The sequence below is a fragment of the Gaoshiqia hydrogeniformans genome, from assembly GCF_049347105.1.
GTDB lineage: Bacteria > Bacteroidota > Bacteroidia > Bacteroidales > Prolixibacteraceae > Gaoshiqia > Gaoshiqia hydrogeniformans.
Genome location: NZ_CP186334.1, coordinates 1796148 through 1812766, shown reverse-complemented (window position 1 = coordinate 1812766; position 16619 = coordinate 1796148). Strand labels below are relative to the sequence as shown.

Sequence of the window (16619 nt, the reverse complement as noted above, 5' to 3'; positions counted from 1 at the left end):
ATGTAAGCTACGATCGACCTGTATGGTATTTTCCCCCTGGAATCGGCTAAATACAGGAAATAGTCACATTCCGGTTCAGTAAGTAGTTTTTCCTGAAAAGCTTTTGCTATTGGCTATTCCGGAAGCTACCACCCAGTAATCCGGCGTATACCACCCAGGTTGAGTAACTAAATCGAAGAACTTATTTGACTGACAATATTACCGTTTTTTTCTTAAACTCTCACCTTTTAGTTCAAACCGGTGTGCCGTATAGACGATCCTGTCCAGAAAGCTGTCGGCCACGGTGGGTTCGGAAAAGACATCAAACCAACTGGCCACCGGCAACTGGCTGGCAATAATGGTTGACTTTCGGGCATGGCGGTCCTCGATGATTTCCATCAGATCCAGTTGCTGTTGTCCTTCCAGTGGCGATAATCCAAAATCGTCCAGGACAAGCAGCTCTGTTTTGGCCAGTTTGTCAAAAACCCGGGTTATAGTGCCTTCCAGTCGGGCAATCTTTAGTTTCATCATCAGCTTTTGCATATTAAAATACGCTACGCTATAGCCCAGTTCGCACGCTTTCAGTCCCAGGGCCGAGGCCAGTGAACTTTTGCCGACCCCGGTTAGTCCGACAATGATCACGGCCTCCCCGTTCTTGATGTAATCGCCCATGCCCAGCCTTGTCAACAGGGATTTGTCGATTCCCCTTGCCGGGTTGGTGTCGATTTGATCCAGGCTTATCCGGTAACGAAAGCGGGCATTCTTTTCCAGCCGGCTGAACCGGTTCATTTTACGCTGGTCCTGTTCTGCCTGGAGCAGCAGGGCCAGCCCGTCTTCCAGGGAAAGTTCTGTAGTTTTTCTTGTCTCAATTAATGTTTTCCAGCAGGCGGCCATCCCTGACAACCGAAGCCCGCTGAGTTGGGTGATCATTTGATCCATCTTCTTTTCATTTTTGGTTTGTACTCTGATTATTTTCCTTGATTATTGATAGTCTCCCCGGATGTTTCCGTGTTTGGGGAGTTTCTTTATGGTTGAAGGCTTATCCGATGTCATCCTGTTTTCGATTCGCCTGCGAACAAACTGATAACTTGGTATGCCGTTGGCAACGGCCACCCGGCAGGCTTCTTCAAAACAGAAGGGATCGGTTTTGCGTTGAAGGCTCAACAACCCCTCACAGCGTTTGTATAAAACCTCGGGCGTTTCTTCCTTTGCAAACATCATCTTCATCAGGCAGAGCAGGCCATCTGACCGTTTGCGGGCCAGGTCCATGTAGTACCCGGGGCTGCGGTCCATGTAATGCTGATGGGCCGATGGCATGTGCTCCCGCACGAGCGTATATCCGAAACCGATGGTGCGCCGGTGAGTGGCAACCAGCTCTGATTTGCAATAGATCCGCACCAGGGTACGGGTATAAACCACACTGGCCTGTTCCCCGGTGCAGGCGTAAGGAACCGAATAATAGTGTTTGTCCCGTGCCAGGTAAATACAACTGTTTTGCTGCACCCTCAGGCTCGCATAATAACGGATATCAAAACCTGACAGGGGCAAGGCTTTTAACAGTCCTTTTTCATCGGCCAGAAAGTGTTCTTCGCGGCTGTACTCCCGTTGTTGCATCCGGGTCTGGTTATGTTGCAGGATCTTTTCGCTGATCGCCCTGTTCAGGTCGGCCAGGGAAAAAAAGACATGGTTACGCAACCGGGCATACACCCGCTGGTAAACCAGCTTAACCTGGTTCTCCACCAGAGCCTTGTCTTTTGGGGTCCGCACACGCGCAGCCAGCACGGCAAAACCATAGTGGTTGGCAAAATCGTCCATCACCCGGTTAATGTCCGGTTCATACCGGTCGGTTTTGATCACGGCAGCCTTGAGGTTATCACAAACCACAATTTTGGGGACACCACTGAGTGCCTGCAAACAGCAGCCAAGTGCATAAAGAAAATTTTCCGTGTTCTGATGGGAAACAGCCATGGCAAAGCTGTAATCCGAGTAAGGCAGGGTAGCCACGAAAACATACGCTTTTATCGCTTCCCCGGTCTCACGATCAACGTAAGAGAGCGTATCCCCTGCAAAGTCGACAAAAAGTTGCTGCCCGGGCTGGTGGGTCAGCACCGCGGAAGATTTACGGGCTACACGCAACTGGTTTAAATGAAAGCAGAACTGGGAGTAGCTGTACCCCTGCGGGTGCTTTTCACGGTATTCCTGCCAAAGCAGTTTGATGGTCACGTGCCTGCGTTTGAGTTCTCCTTCAAGATAAGGGAGCATTTGTTTCAGCTCATTAAAGCGATCTTCCAGGTAGGCCGGGTTTCCGGCATGAAAACGGCCTTCCAGCACCGGATCATCCAGGGTAAGAAGCTCTCCGATATCCAGTTTCCCGGATGCTATTTTTTGCATGTAGTTGTTGACCGTCCCTTTGTAAATGCCGAGTTCTTTTCCGATCTGACGGTTGGACAGCCCGCTCTGATGAAGCCTCAAAATTTGTTTTAACTGACTCATAAGTATTACTTTTCTTGCCATAATCCGTGTGCTTGATTGGTTTTATAAGCACACAAAGTACTCGAAAAGTTACTCAGGGAAACCAGGTTAGTGGGTGCATATGCTCCGGATTCTGTCAGAACCCGCCAACGGGATGCCACGAAAAAATATCCACCTGTCTGCCATTGGATTAGCGGCCCATTTTTGGGTGGTCATGCTCCGGAATCCGTGCCGTTTTCTCCCGTTTTCGGATAACTTGCACCCACTGGGTGGTTATGCTCCGGAACCGGTCTGGCCGGGGCAGCGTGATTCCTTCAAAATCACATTTTACAACCTAAAATGCCCCAAACAACCCCGTTTTTGGGTGCATATCCGCCGGAATGTCATGTTTTTTCCTTTTGAAAAACGTTCATTTCCTCTGGATTCTTTCTAAATTACTGGGTGGTTGTGCTCCGGATTATCCAGCTATGAAATCTAAAGTGGTCAGGTATTCAATTCCATTCTCTTTGCAGTAGTTCAGAATATCGGTTAGGTTGCTACTGCCTATCACGTCGTTGCTGAACCGACAGTAGGCCATACAGGCACTTTCTCCTTTCCCAAACTTTGCTTTTAACCGACAGTATTCTTGTAAAATACGCTTGTCTGAATTAATCTCAAGCGGTTTAACAAACCCGAAGTTGAATAAATTATTCACTGCAATTTTATCTCGTCCGTAAAATGTTTCCTTAAACACCACGTCAGGCATGTACAATTCATTTGGGAATATCCTGTGGAGAATTCCAATCTGATTACCTCTTAGAAAATGAATTACAACATCTGCATCCAGGATAATTTTCTTATTCGGATCGATATTCCTCATCTGAGATAATTTCATTTACATCAATTCCGATTGCCGCCAGTAATTCACGATAATGTCCTTCAGAAATTTTATTTTCATCAAAAAGCTTATTGGCTAAAGTGGCATAAGGGCCAATAATTAACTTTTCATCTGTCCGGGTATATAAAGCCGGCGAATAGCCATATTGTCTGGCATTTTTAAGAATGTTTGCCGAGTATTGAACAACAAGGGACTGGGTTATTAATTTCATGCTCAATAAACGGATTAAAAGAGCCATTCTCGATGAACCATATGTTTGTTCAATTTTAAGCAGAGTGGACAATTGGATTTTATCTTGCATCATTTCTCTCTCCGAAATCATATCAGTAATCCCATCTTCGGGAAGAAGTAAAAATGAAGCAAACAGATCAGCTTTTAATTCGGTGCTGTTTTTTGAGGGGAATTGTCCTGTATTACATTTATGAGGCACAAAATCATTATCATAGAACAAATGATACAATTCGTGGGCAATTGTGAAGTTTTGCCTTCCGAGAGATTGGCCCGAATTTACCAGGATAAACCTGCTGTCATCTGCTAAAACTGATAATCCGGAGAAATCTTCACCTAACGGATAAAAAACAGTTAAAATATCCAACTTCCAGAGAAGACTTCTAAATTCAATCGGTTCGGAATTGCTGTAACCGAACCGATTTCTAAAATTTGCAGCTCGGGCTTTAAGCTTGAACTCCATTACGCTCTAATTTTTTCATCTTTAGATAGTTTTTAACTATCTCTCTAAAAAATGCAATGCTTTTTCTATCTTTCGCAGAGAGTTCGTTTGCACGAAATGTCAAAACAAGGTCAGGCATAATCACAGAAGGATTCTCCTCCAAAAAAATTTCAAAACCAATATTCATATATTCTGAAATTTTCTCAAGGTGTAACAGGGATACTTCTCTTTTCCCCGTCTCGTAGTAAGAAATAAGCTCTCTCGGGATGTTACAGTAATCAGCCAGTTCCTGTTGGCTTATACCCAATCTGGCACGGAAATTCTTGATGTTTTCCCCAATAGTTGATTTCATTGCTGTGTTTTCCATGTGTTGATTTTCTGTTACAAAGAAAATAAATAAATAGTTGTTTATAAATGTTTTGTAACAATTTTAATTAAAAAATAAAAATTAATAACAATAATCCGGTGATTTTTTAAAATACCTGCCTCACGCAACCTTTGAATTAGTTTTCTGTCCTTATCTTTGTTGATCCTGAAAACAAGAAACAAGCTACTTTCACATGACCATCTTACGAAATTATTTTTCCGGCTACCGCGAGGCGGGCGGTATCAAAGAATTACTGACGCTCGCGGTCCCGATGATTATCTCGACGGCCTGCGACGGGGTGATGACCTTTACCGACCGGTTGTTCCTGGCCCGGGTGGGCTCGGAGCAGATGAACGCGGCGATGGGCGGCGGCGTGACCATGCAGATGCTGATGTTCTTTTTCATTGGTCTGGCCGGTTATTCCACGGCACTGGTGGCCCAGTATTTTGGGGCTGGAGAGAACCATCATTCCAGCCGGGCCGCTTTTCAGGCCATCCTGGTCACCCTGCTGGCCTGGCCGGCCATCCTGCTGCTGAAACCGCTGGCTGTGGGCTTTTTCGACCTGATGAACATACCTGAGTCGCAGGCAGGCTACCAGGTGCAATACCTGAATATCCTGGCCTGGGGAGGTGTTTTCACGATGATGCGCTATACGCTGGGTTGTTATTTTACCGGCATTGGTCAAACAAAAGTGGTGATGACTGCCACAATTGCAGCCATGATTGTGAATGTGGCGCTCGATTATATCCTGATTTTCGGGAAACTGGGTTTCCCGGCGATGGGCATCGAAGGAGCGGGACTGGCAACTGTTTCGGGCGCCTTTTTTGCCCTGCTGGTGCTGGCAGGGGCTTATTTCAGGCGCGAAAACCGCATGCGTTTTTCCGTGATGAAATCGTTCCGGTTCGACTGGCAAATCATGAAACGGCTGCTTTATTACGGTTATCCGGCCGGGGTGGAGATGTTCCTGAATTTCCTCGCTTTTACCACCATGATTTCCTTGTTCCATTCACAGGGCGAAATGGTGGCTACAGCATCGACCATCATGTTCAACTGGGACCTGGTGTCGTTTATCCCCTTGCTGGGCATCGAAATGGCCGTGATGAGCCTTGTAGGCCGTTATATGGGCGCCGGAAAACCCGATATGGCTCATCGCTCGGCCATCTCGGCGATTAAAACCGGAATTTTTTATTCGGTCGTCATCCTGGCCCTTTTTGTACTGATTCCTGAAGCGCTGGTCCGGGTGTTCCATCCCCTGGAGCCGAGCGCCATTTTTGAAGAGGCAGTGCCGGTGGCAGTAGCCATGGTCCGTATTGCTGCTTTGTATGTGCTTGCCGAAGCCATCATGGTGGCGCTGGTGGGCGCTCTGCGCGGCGCAGGCGATACTCACTTTACAATGATCGCCTCGGTGAGCATGCACTGGCTGATTGTCCCGGTGTTATACCTGAGCCTGAACATCTTTCACCTCTCCGTTGCGGTAAGTTGGCTGCTGCTGGTCATCATGTTCCTGCTGTTTTGCACGGTGTTGATTTTCCGGTTCAGGGGCAGCAAATGGAAACAAATCCGGGTGATCGGGGGCTGACAGTTTAACGGTTTCCGTTGGTAATTGGGTTTTTACGGCATACCTTTTTTCGTCCGGAGAGAGCACATTTCTTTTATGAACGGCATGGCGCGGACGATTTTCTTTCTTCCCGCTTTAACCCGGGGCGCCGCTCCCTCGTCGTTTTGCCCCGGGCTACCCATCTTTTGCCCCTGCGGGGCAAGAAACAGATCGGGTATTAATGTGTTAAAGAGTCGCTTAAAAGAGAAGGCCGCAGAGGGGTTTCATATCAAATACGCTGGAAAGAAGCTCATAACAATAAACAAGATATTCTAAAAGCGATTTCCCTGATACCCGTTCAGTCAGCATGTAAAAGAACGACGCTTTTGCTTATTTTTGTTTGAAACAAACAAATCAGATGGAAGCTTATAAAATAGAAATTATCCAAACCGTTGTTGTGTTCGCACTGTTGTTATTAATCCGTTTTTTTATCCGGCATTCAATCAATAAAACGCTGAAGACCTTTCATTTTTCTTTGCAACGCCGCCGGCTCACGGTGAAAATCATGAACTTTTTCCTCATCATCAGCGTCCTGGTGGCGCTGATAGCCATCTGGGGTATCGATAAGGAAAAAGTGCTGTTGTTTTTATCGTCGGTGGTTACCATTCTGGGTATTGCTTTTTTTGCCCAATGGTCCATTCTCTCCAATATTACTTCCGGCCTGATTCTCTATTTTAACCACCCCATGCGGCTGGGCGACCACATCCGGATCCTTGAAAAAGATTTTGTGATTGAGGGCATTGTAAACGATGTCACCTTCTTTTTTGTGCATATTGTATCGCCTGAGGGCGACCGCATCACGGTGCCCAATTCAATCATTTTGCAAAAAAATATCTCGGTTGCTCATCCGGAGAAGAGCAAAACCGCGCCTGAAAAAAAGAAGTAAGCCGGTTTATGGTTTGGCGGCAATGCGATAGGTTTTTGTTTGTTGAAAACGTTGCCCGTACCGATCGGTGACTTTTACTTCAATGGTATGTTCACCCACTTCCAGGTTGACGGGAAGTGAGCCCCTCCATAAGTGTTTACTGGCGGTGGGGTTCGACGGCCGTCGCCCGTCTAACAGTTCTTCGGTAAAGTCCCATTCGTGCAACAGGTGAAGGTACGAGGGATCGTAATCGCTGAAATAGGTCATTTTCTGCCAGGGCTTGTCGTCGATGCGGTAAAACACCGAATCATGTTCGCTGCCCATAAAAAAGTTCACGACAATGCCTGCCGAGGTCCTTTTGTTCTGTTCGACAAGCTTGGGCGCGAAAATTTCGAACTGGTAATCCAACGGTTTGCCGGCAGCCTTGTATTGCACCCGGTATTCATTTTTATTGAAGCTTAAAAAGGCGTATCCTTTCGGGGTTCCGTCGCGCATGGTGGAAGCCGGTACGCCCTGTTCATTCAGGCGACCGCTGTACCAGTCGCCCGAGGTAGTTCCTACGTTGTAATGGTGGTGGGGTTTCTGCTGCAGCCAGCCGTCTTCCCCGAAAAAGAAATCCTGCCGTTGCAGGTGGGTGTGGGCCGACAGCGACAGGGTGTAAGGAAAATCTTTCAACAGTTCAAACAGCCGGTTTCGGTCTTCATCGCGGAACGAGTCGCCTTCGTCGGGTTCGCTGATCGGGATGTGGAAGGCCAAAACAACGAGGTAGTCTTTGGGAACCAGTCGCAGGTCGTTTTCAATAAATTTGAGCTGATCGTCGCGGAACCCTCCCCAGTAGCCTTTCCCATCGCGCGGATCGGGATAAAGGATATTGTCGAGGATGATGAAATGCACCATCCCGTGGTTAAAGGCGTAATTGGCCGGCCCGAAATGCTTTTCGAATGTTTCATCGGACAGGTGGTCGCTTTCAGCATCGTAGTTCATGTCGTGGTTTCCCATCAGGTTGTACCAGGGAATACCGATGGGTTTGATGGCCTCTTTATAGGGAACGAAAAGGTCGAGATTATCGCCGACCAAATCGCCCAGGCTGAGTCCGAATTCAACCCCATCCACTTCCAGCAGCTCCGAAACGATTCCCTTGTAAAAGAGATCGACTTCTTCCCGTGTATAGGGTTGCGGGTCGCCAAAAACCAGCATCCTGAAACTGTCTTTGGGCTCAGACCGGATCAGGGCAAAATTAACGGATTCAGGAAGTTTTCCGGTGGGCGCTGTGCCTTCGTATTTAAGTGTTGGCGATCCCTGCGGTTTATGGATATAAAAGAACTGCGGCTGGTTGTATTCATTCACCGGGACCGTATAACCCGAAGGTTTTATTACGAAGATGATCTGGTCGTCCGATACAGGCAGTTCGTATTCGCCTTTTGAGTTGGTTTCGGTTACTTCCGTTCCGTTTGAAACGGCTACGCCGGGAATTCCTTTTTCGTTTCGTTCCCTGCGGTTGTTTTTGTTGAGGTCTTCGTAAACAATTCCCCTGACAGCCGATTGGCAAAACGATTTCGCCGGAAGGGCGAAAAGAACGGCCAGGAACAGCACAAACAGACTTTTTCTCATGGTTTGGCGGGTTTTATGCATGAAATGCTGGTTTAACATGGACGAATAACTTGTTTTTAACTGGTCTAAATTAAGAAACAAATTCCGGAAAAAGATTACCTGTACCTCAAGGCATGTTCAAGAAATGATTAAGAACAAAAAAAGAATACCGGAAGAAACCAGAATAAGGGGGTTTCGGTTTGGATAAGTAAATCGCTTTTAAACTTTATAAGATGCCTCACCTGCTTACGATTGGCCGGAACCAACCTCCCGTAAAAGCTCATCTTTATACTTTGCCCTGTAGGGGCGAAAGATGGGTAGAACAGGTAAAGCATGCAAGCGGAATACCGTCCGCGAAAATTCGTTGAACGAAGCAACCAAAATCCTTTCGGACGGAATGGCACCGTGTCATTTTGGGAAAAAAAACCATCCCTTTTTTCGTCCGGAGAGAGCACATTTCTTTTATGAACGGCATGGCGCGGACGATTTTCTTTCTTCCCGCTTTAACCCGGGGCGCCACTCCTTCGTCGTTTTGCCCCAGGCTACCCGTATTTTGCCCCTGCGGGGCAAGGAACAGATCGGGTATTAATGTGTTAAAGAGTCGCTTAAAAGAGAAGGCCGCAGAGGGGTTTCATATCAAATAAGTTGGAAAGACACTCATAACAGCAAACAAAATATTCTAAAAGCGATTTCCCTGCCGGGGAGAATATTCATTTTGATTTGTTTTTAATATGTCGTAATTTGCTCATTCTGAACATCAACTTACCTCTGTTTTCAGATCGGCTGTCTTTTTATGCGTGTTGATCTGATTCCGCACCGGGTTGCTTTCACCTGAAATGCTGATTATTATAACCTAAGTTTGATCGTATGAAAACACATTTTTGGTTTTATGTGATCCTGCTGTTCGTGCAGCCTTCTTTCGCTCAGCCGCAGGAGAAACCTGCGTCCGGACAGTTGTGGTATTGTTTTGTTGAAACCGTTGATCCGGCGCGGTTAGACGACTATCGCGGGATGAGTATTGAGCTGGCAGCGCTGGCTCAGGAGCATGACTTTCCTTTTGCTTTTTATGTATGGGCTACCCGTGGAATGGATTACCAGGTCTGGTATCCTGTTCAGTCGATGGATGATATTCAAAAAATTGAATCGGCCTGGGAAAAACTGATGGGTAAATGGGGAGAGTATAAAGCCCGCGAGTTTGGCAAAACCAAGCTGAATAATTTTTCGTTTACCCTGACCACGCAAAAAGACTTGTGTTATGAGCCCGAAAATCCGGCTGCTGAAGCTCACGGATTTGAGTTTTGCCAGATGCAGGAGTTTTATTTGGTTTCGCATATGCAAAATGAGCTGAAAGAGGTGATCAGGGAAGCCAACAAGATCCTGGCAGCGCATGACTACCCGGATGCGTGGTATTACGGTCAGGCGGGGGTAGGAGTGAACCTGCCTGCCTTGTTTTCGTGGTCGTACGCGACCGATATGATTACTTTTTTGGAACAGGAGAAAAAATTCCAGGAACAATACGGCGAACTATTTGAACCCTTGTATCAGCAGTTCTCATCGTGTATTAAAAGCGTTAAAATTACGGATCTGTTTTACGTGAAGGCTTTTAGTTACGAAAAAGCGCATTGACCGGTTTTAGAATAATAAGTAATTATTTATCACCTTTTCATAATTCCGTAGCACAGGATCTTAAGGATGTTATCCACGCTTTTTTCAAGGTTTCTGGCACCGTAGTCACCGGCTGTCAATGGCATTTCCAATCCTTTTATGGCGGTCGTAATCCCGATGGAAACCAGGGTGAAGTCGTACACTTCGAAGGCATTTTTTCTGACGCCTTCAATCAAAATACGCTTGATCATGCGAATTTCGTCCTGCTCGTACCTGAGTTTGATATTTTCGATGAATTCGATGGCGGTAACGTCACTTTCGAGGGCATTGTAAAAGTTGGCCAGCCCCCTGAAGGTGGTTAATTTGGTGAGAATATATTCCCTGAGTTTTTCAACCGGATCGGTATTTCGCATCACCACCTTCTCCAGTTCCCGTTTCAGTACGTCAACTTCTTTCAGGATAACGGCCTGAAACAAATCTTCTTTGCTTTCGAAATAATAATACAGGGAACTCTTACCTTTTCTGACAGCATTGGCGATATCGTCAAGTGTTGTTTTTTTGTAGCCGTATTTGCTGAAAATATCCTGGGCAATCTTTAAGATGTTTTCGCGGTTGGCATCTCTTTTATTTATCCCGTTGTCAAGGTTCATCACCATAAAATAGGGCGTTTTAGATTACGGATTGTAAATATAATTCAAATTTTCGACTTTTTTCAAACAAAATTTCAGGACGTGAAAGTACTACTCCTTAACCAGCTTAAAATCAAGTTGTTTCTTTTCGAGGTTGGCGCGTGTAATTTCGACCCTGACTTCCTCGCCCAGTTGATAGGTTTTACGGCTGTGGCGTCCGACCAGGCAGTAATTCTTTTCATCGAAAATGTAAAAGTCGTCATCCAGTTCGCGTAAGGGTACCATGCCCTCGCATTTGTTTTCCAGTTCTACATAAATCCCCCAGTCGGTCACACCCGAAATGACGCCGGGAAATATCTCGCCGATGTGGTCTTTCATAAATTCTACCTGTTTGTATTTAATCGACGACCGTTCGGCATTGGCAGCCCGGCTCTCCATTTCGGAGGAATGTTTACAGTATTCTTCGTATTTCTGGCCATTCACCGATCGTCCGCCCTCGAGGTAACGTTCAAGCAGGCGGTGTACCATGACATCGGGGTAACGCCTGATGGGCGAGGTAAAATGGGTGTAATAGTCAAACCCCAGACCATAGTGTCCGATATTGCGGGTCGAATATTCCGCTTTGGCCATCGACCGGATGGCGAGGGTTTCTATCACATTCTGCTCGCTTTTTCCCTGAATATGTTCCATCAGCGAGTTCAGCGATTTCGAAATCATCCGGGGCGTGGTGGTCAGAATGCCGTAACCGAATTTATTGATGAAGTGATTGAAATTTTCCAGTTTTTCGGGGTCGGGTTTATCGTGGATCCGGTAAACAAACGTTCGTTCGCCTTTACCATGTTTCATCTTTCCGCAAAATTCGGCCACTTTCTTATTGGCCAGCAACATAAACTCTTCAATCAGCTGGTTACTTTCTTTGGCTTCTTTAAAGAAGACCGAAAGGGGCTTACCGGTTTCATCGATCTCGAATTTCACTTCGATGCGGTCGAAGGCGATGGAGCCGTCTTTAAACCGCTTCGACCGCAATAACCGGGCTAATTCGTTTAATTTAAGGACCTCGTCTTTCAGGTCACCTGCGCCGGTTTCAATAATCTCCTGTGCTTCTTCGTAGGCAAACCGCCGGTTGGAATGAATGACGGTCCGTCCGAACCATTCTTTCAGAACTTCGGCCTGGCTGTTCAGCTGAAATACCGCCGAGAAGCAAAGCTTATCTTCATTAGGGCGCAACGAACACACGCCGTTCGAGAGTTTTTCGGGCAACATGGGCACCACGCGGTCGACCAGGTAAACCGAAGTGGCCCGCTCGTAAGCCTCGTCGTCGAGGATGCTGTTGGGTTTCACGTAGTGGCTGACATCGGCAATGTGGACGCCGACTTCCCAGACGTCTTCTTTCAGTTGGCGGATGGAAAGGGCGTCGTCAAAATCTTTGGCATCGGCCGGGTCGATGGTGAAGGTGGTCACATCGCGCATGTCGCGCCGGTTTTTAATTTCTTCTTCGGGTATTTCGAGCGGAATACGTTCGGCCGCTTTCAGCACATTTTCGGGAAAGCGGATGGGCAAATCAAATTCGGCCAGGATGGCATGCATCTCGGTGTCATTCTCGCCTGCATTACCCAGTACTTCAACAATTTCGCCAAACGGATTTTTGGCCTTTGCCGGCCATTCGGTAATTCGCCCGATGGCCTTTTGTCCTTCTTCGGCCCCCTTAAGCTTTTCAAGCGGAATAAACAGGTCGAAGCCTACTTTACCGACCGGGATGAGGAAGGCAAAATGTTTTGACTTTTCAATGACCCCGACAAAGGTGGTTTTCGCCCGTTCAACAATTTCGGACACTTCGCCTTCGAGCTGATGTTTTTTTCGCCGGGCATACAGGTAAACCTTTACTTTATCGCCGTCCATCGCGTGGTTCAGGTTACGCTGGGAAACCAATATCGGCTGATCCACTTCTTCGGCCGTTACATAGGCAAAACCCTGGGGTTGCAGTTCAACCCGTCCGCACACGTAGCCCCCGCGCGATTTCAGTTTGTATTTTCCGCGATGTACCTGTTCAAGGGTCTCGTTTTCCGTCAGTTCTTCCAGCGCCATGTTGATCATCCGGCGGATTTCGGCATCTTTCACGTTCAGCTCGGTAGCCAGCTGCTTGTAGTTATATGTTTTTTGAGGGTTTTCGTACAGAACGGTGAGTATGGCTTTTTTTAGGTTTTTCTTGTTGAATGACCGGCTCAGGTCGTTTTTCTTTTTTTTCTTCTTAACCATAACGGTGTTTTTTAATTTGAACTGAAGGTAGCGTATTCTACCCGAAAAAAAAAGAGGAAAGCCTGTTGATTGCCTTCCTCTTTTCGTCTTGAAAAAAACAATTATTTTACGGGGTAGATTGATTTTAGCGGATAGATTTCAAGTTTGTCAACCAGCAATTCTCCCCCGGTATTGTATAAAACAATCTCTGTGGCATCCGGTTCAGGCGTAAAGCAGCTTGACATAACCACCCGTCCGTCGTTTCCGAACAGCTCAATGGAAGTCCGGTCGAGCAGGATCTCAAGTTTGATTTTCCCGTCTTCCGGTTTCAACACCGCGGTTTTACCCAGGCAACTCAGTGTGTTTTTGGTCGCGTCGTAACGGATTTCCGTCCCGGCATTATTTTTTGAGTTGCGGACCATAAAGCCAAAACTGTTGACCGACTTCAGGTCGAAGGTTCCGATGATGTGAAAGCAATCGCCTTTCACCTTGCTCAGCAGATTTTTGTTGAGGCCCGGGATCAGGTTTTTGTTTTCGATGACGACCGGTTTCCCGTACAGGTTACTGATTTCATTGACCGGTTTCCGGAGCAGGTACATGCCGTCGAGGTAAGTTTTCAACGACAGTTCGCAGGGGAAACTCATTTGGCCGTTAAACGGCATATCGGGATAGCTTCCGCCACGCATCCAGGCAATCTGGATGGTTCGGCCATCTTCGTCCGGGATGTTGTTCCAGGTTTGGGTGGCATAGTAATTGGCGCCGTAATCGCTTTTTAGCTTAATGGTTTCGGGCGTAAAGGCGCCGCCGTCAAACTGGCCGATATAATACGATCCGTCGCCATCGAAAATCACCCAGCGGGTTTCATCGGGCCGACGGTTCACGGGGAGTTCTACCAGGTCGGGGCATTCGTAGAACCCGGGCAAATGACTTTGGTATTCCCAGTCAATCAGGTTTTCGGAGGTATAAAACGAAATGCCCTGTTTGCGTTCTTCGCCATCGGGTTTGCGCCAGATGACCATCACATGCTTTTGCGAGGCTTCGTGCCAAAAAACTTTTGGGTCGCGGGCATCATCCAGTTCATCGAAAGGGATAACCGGATTTTTGTCGTATTTTGTCCAGCTGCGGCCTTTGTCGTTGCTGTAAGCCATACGCTGACCGCACTGGTAGCTGGTGTAAAAAATCAGCATCGCCGGCTGATCACCCTGCTGAAGTCCGGTCAGGTTTTTATGATCGACAATGGCCGATCCCGACCAGGCAGTGCAGCGTTCCTTATCGCGCGAGTCTTCATCGGCTTTAATGGCAATCGGCAGGTATTCCCAATTCACGAGGTCGGTGCTTACCGCGTGTCCCCAGTTCATATAGCCCCATTCGTTTTGAAAGGGGTTGTGCTGGTAAAACAGGTGGTATTCTCCCTCGTAATAAATCAGTCCGTTTGGATCGTTCATCCAGTTGGCTTCGGGGGTGAAATGAAACTGGGGGCGGTATTTTTCCGAAAAGAAGGAGTTTTTTTCGGGAGTTGCCGAAGTGAATAAAATCAGGCACAGAGACAGAAGGACAGCGTTTAACGAGTGATGCATGACTTGTTTTGTTTAAAAATTTCTAGGCAAAACAAATTAAACAAAAATAAATCACTTGCCATACTGCTTTTTCACAGATTCAACAGGAAAGGACCGTAAAATTGATCTTCGGGCCTGAAAGTTACAGTCTGATCATTTGATCCGGATATCATTTGATAATTATCAGTTTTAACACTACATTTGCCGGGAATTATCAAATTATCCCTTCATTACCGGGACTTTTGATTATAGCGAAGAGCGGAGAGATCGGGCTCTGTGAAACTCTGGCAACCATCCGTTTAAAATTTGACGGGAACGGTGCCAAAACCCGGCCGGAAACGGAATTATAATTGAAACCAAAACAGCATGAACAGATTGAAAAATAGTATTATACGACTTTTTCGTTTAAGCCGGATGCACTTTTCCAACAGCCGTATGCGCTGACCGGCGCTTTACCTATTTTCATTTTACAAACGGAAACTGTTCCCGCTTCGGGAACGGAATTGTTGCATTTCAGCCTTTAGGAAAAAAAATTATTGGAAAATGAGTATCAAAAAGACATACGAGGAAATTAACGAGAAAATCAGGAGCGGGAAGGCCGTGGTGCTGACTGCCGAGGAAGTGGCGGCGATGGGCAAAGAGTTGTCGCCGGCCGAAATTGTGAAACGGGTGGATGTGGTGACTACTGCCACCTTTGGGGCCATGTGTTCCAGCGGGGCATTCATCAACTTTGGCCATGCCAATCCGCCGATCCGCATGGAGAAAATCCGGTTGAACGGGGTGCCGGTTTACGAAGGCCTGGCAGCCGTTGATACTTACATTGGCGCAACGGCCTGTGACCCGGATAACCCCAAATACGGCGGGGCGCATGTGATTCAGGATTTGGTGGACGGCAAAGAGCTGGAACTGGAAGCCTGGGGAAAGGGGACCGACTGTTACCCGCGCAAGTACATCAAAACCAAAATCAGTAAAGAAACGGTGAACGAGATGTTCCTGTTTAACCCGCGCAATGCATACCAGAATTACAACGTGGCGGTAAATACCACCGAGAAGATTAAATATACCTACATGGGTACTCTGCTTCCAAACCTCAGAAATGCCACCTATTCAACGTCGGGCGAACTAAGCCCGCTGCTGAACGATCCCGAATTCAGGACCATCGGACTGGGTACGCGGATCTTTTTGGGCGGAACCGAAGGTTATGTGGTTTGGCCCGGAACACAGTTCAACACCAGCAAGCCGAAAAACGAATATGGCGTTCCGGTCAGCAACTCGGCAACCATCGCGGTAATCGGCGATTTAAAGAAAATGAGCTCCGAGTACTTGCGGGCTGCCTATTACGAAAAATACGGGGTAAGTCTTTTCGTAGGCATCGGCGTTCCTGTTCCGGTGCTGGACGAAGATTTGGCCAAGCGGCTTTCGATCCGTAACGAGCAGATCGAAACCACCGTACTCGATTACGGAAGCGAAGGTACCCCGGCCCTGGGACGCGTCAACTACGAACAGCTTCGTTCGGGGAGTATTAAGGTGAACGGCAAAAAAGTTCGCACAGCTCCGGTTTCGAGTCTGGAGAAAGCCCGAAAGATTGCCGGCCTGCTGAAAGAGAAAATTCAAAAAGGGGAATTCGAGCTGACAAAACCGGTCATGTCGTTTCCATCCAATACGTCGCTGAAAGGACTGAAAGAAACAGGAGGTGAATTATGAGAAAGAAACGATATATCCTGAAATTTCCGGCACAAAGCGGCGATAAGCCATTGAGCTATCACCTGGTGAAAGATTACGATATCCGCATCAACATTCTGAAAGCGGAAGTATGGCCCGGAAAAACCGGAAGCCTGTTGCTCGAACTGGAAGGAACAGCCGATAACCTGAAAAAAGGGATTGCCTGGCTGGAAGAAAACCAGGTAAGCTGTGAACCAATCGACAAAAAAATCAGGTGGAATCATCAGCAGTGCATCAATTGCGGAAACTGCATGGCTGTTTGTTTCCCCGGGGCCCTGACCATGAACAGTAACTGGGAACTGGATTTCAACCCCGAGAAGTGTATTGTGTGCGAACTCTGCGTTCCGGCCTGCCCGCTAAACCTGTTCGAGATCGATTTCAGGGATTAGGGTCCCTCCCGGTTTCTCCGAAGGGAGGGGCCAGGTACCTTCAACCTGAACTGCTAATAGCAGGGC

Annotated in this window: 16 protein-coding genes and 1 riboswitch; of the genes, 7 read left to right on the top strand and 9 right to left on the bottom strand. The window is 47.3% G+C overall.

The window, feature by feature from the left end; translation table 11 throughout:
* Window positions 1–198 precede the first annotated feature (198 nt).
* Window positions 199–918, bottom strand: coding sequence for an IS21-like element helper ATPase IstB (istB, locus tag ACOIT5_RS07295; protein ID WP_423127130.1), 720 nt, complete (start codon window positions 916–918; stop codon window positions 199–201).
* A 42-nt stretch (window positions 919–960) separates the two neighbouring features.
* A complete protein-coding gene (gene istA, locus ACOIT5_RS07290; protein ID WP_423126725.1) occupies window positions 961–2472 on the bottom strand; it encodes an IS21 family transposase in 1512 nt (503 codons plus the stop codon).
* Between the two features lie 133 nt (window positions 2473–2605).
* Here istA and ACOIT5_RS07285 point away from each other — a divergent pair, with 133 nt between their 5' ends.
* Window positions 2606–2884, top strand: a complete 279-nt coding sequence (locus ACOIT5_RS07285) for a hypothetical protein (protein WP_423126726.1) — start codon at window positions 2606–2608, stop codon at window positions 2882–2884.
* Between the two features lie 24 nt (window positions 2885–2908).
* Here ACOIT5_RS07285 and ACOIT5_RS07280 read toward each other — a convergent pair whose 3' ends face one another.
* The 3 genes from ACOIT5_RS07280 to ACOIT5_RS07270 are packed head-to-tail and all read right to left on the bottom strand — an operon-like array spanning window position 2909 to window position 4365.
* A complete protein-coding gene (locus tag ACOIT5_RS07280; RefSeq protein WP_423129814.1) occupies window positions 2909–3310 on the bottom strand; it encodes a hypothetical protein in 402 nt (133 codons plus the stop codon).
* Entirely contained in the window at window positions 3288–4019 is a 732-nt protein-coding gene (locus tag ACOIT5_RS07275) for an ImmA/IrrE family metallo-endopeptidase (RefSeq protein ID WP_423129813.1), read from the bottom strand. The genes ACOIT5_RS07280 and ACOIT5_RS07275 overlap by 23 nt, the downstream gene beginning before the upstream one ends.
* Window positions 4003–4365 (bottom strand): helix-turn-helix domain-containing protein, encoded by a 363-nt coding sequence (locus ACOIT5_RS07270; protein WP_423129812.1) that lies wholly within the window; start codon window positions 4363–4365, stop codon window positions 4003–4005. Before ACOIT5_RS07270 ends, ACOIT5_RS07275 begins: the two co-directional genes overlap by 17 nt.
* Before the next feature lie 193 nt (window positions 4366–4558).
* On the opposite strand from ACOIT5_RS07270, the gene ACOIT5_RS07265 reads away from it, so the two are divergent.
* Both ACOIT5_RS07265 and ACOIT5_RS07260 read left to right on the top strand, forming a co-directional pair.
* A complete protein-coding gene (locus ACOIT5_RS07265) occupies window positions 4559–5944 on the top strand; it encodes an MATE family efflux transporter (protein ID WP_423129811.1) in 1386 nt (461 codons plus the stop codon).
* 376 nt (window positions 5945–6320) lie between these two features.
* A complete protein-coding gene (locus ACOIT5_RS07260) occupies window positions 6321–6848 on the top strand; it encodes a mechanosensitive ion channel domain-containing protein (RefSeq protein WP_423129810.1) in 528 nt (175 codons plus the stop codon).
* 6 nt (window positions 6849–6854) lie between these two features.
* On the opposite strand, the gene ACOIT5_RS07255 is transcribed toward ACOIT5_RS07260, so the two are convergent.
* A complete protein-coding gene (locus ACOIT5_RS07255; protein WP_423129809.1) occupies window positions 6855–8438 on the bottom strand; it encodes a calcineurin-like phosphoesterase C-terminal domain-containing protein in 1584 nt (527 codons plus the stop codon).
* Between the two features lie 292 nt (window positions 8439–8730).
* Between ACOIT5_RS07255 and ACOIT5_RS07250 the strand changes: the two genes are divergently transcribed.
* Both ACOIT5_RS07250 and ACOIT5_RS07245 read left to right on the top strand, forming a co-directional pair.
* Window positions 8731–9006, top strand: coding sequence for a hypothetical protein (locus ACOIT5_RS07250; RefSeq protein WP_423129808.1), 276 nt, complete (start codon window positions 8731–8733; stop codon window positions 9004–9006).
* Between the two features lie 278 nt (window positions 9007–9284).
* The gene (locus ACOIT5_RS07245; protein ID WP_423129807.1) at window positions 9285–10043 is read left to right on the top strand and encodes a hypothetical protein; all 759 of its coding nucleotides are present in this window, start codon (window positions 9285–9287) and stop codon (window positions 10041–10043) included.
* Window positions 10044–10072: 29 nt separating this feature from the next.
* Here ACOIT5_RS07245 and ACOIT5_RS07240 read toward each other — a convergent pair whose 3' ends face one another.
* From ACOIT5_RS07240 to ACOIT5_RS07230, 3 genes are all read right to left on the bottom strand, one after another.
* Window positions 10073–10678, bottom strand: a complete 606-nt coding sequence (locus tag ACOIT5_RS07240; protein ID WP_423129806.1) for a TetR/AcrR family transcriptional regulator — start codon at window positions 10676–10678, stop codon at window positions 10073–10075.
* Between the two features lie 84 nt (window positions 10679–10762).
* Window positions 10763–12907 carry a ribonuclease R gene (rnr, locus tag ACOIT5_RS07235; protein WP_423129805.1) on the bottom strand — a complete coding sequence of 715 codons (2145 nt, stop codon included), beginning with the start codon at window positions 12905–12907 and terminating at the stop codon, window positions 10763–10765.
* 101 nt (window positions 12908–13008) lie between these two features.
* Window positions 13009–14463 carry a glycoside hydrolase family 32 protein gene (locus ACOIT5_RS07230; protein ID WP_423129804.1) on the bottom strand — a complete coding sequence of 485 codons (1455 nt, stop codon included), beginning with the start codon at window positions 14461–14463 and terminating at the stop codon, window positions 13009–13011.
* 222 nt (window positions 14464–14685) lie between these two features.
* A riboswitch (SAM riboswitch) is annotated at window positions 14686–14795 on the top strand.
* 190 nt (window positions 14796–14985) lie between these two features.
* Here ACOIT5_RS07230 and ACOIT5_RS07225 point away from each other — a divergent pair.
* The gene (locus ACOIT5_RS07225; protein ID WP_423129803.1) at window positions 14986–16146 is read left to right on the top strand and encodes a homocysteine biosynthesis protein; all 1161 of its coding nucleotides are present in this window, start codon (window positions 14986–14988) and stop codon (window positions 16144–16146) included.
* Window positions 16143–16553: an NIL domain-containing protein gene (locus ACOIT5_RS07220; RefSeq protein WP_423129802.1), complete on the top strand. Its 411-nt coding sequence runs from the start codon at window positions 16143–16145 to the stop codon at window positions 16551–16553. The genes ACOIT5_RS07225 and ACOIT5_RS07220 overlap by 4 nt, the downstream gene beginning before the upstream one ends.
* Window positions 16554–16619: the final 66 nt, after the last annotated feature.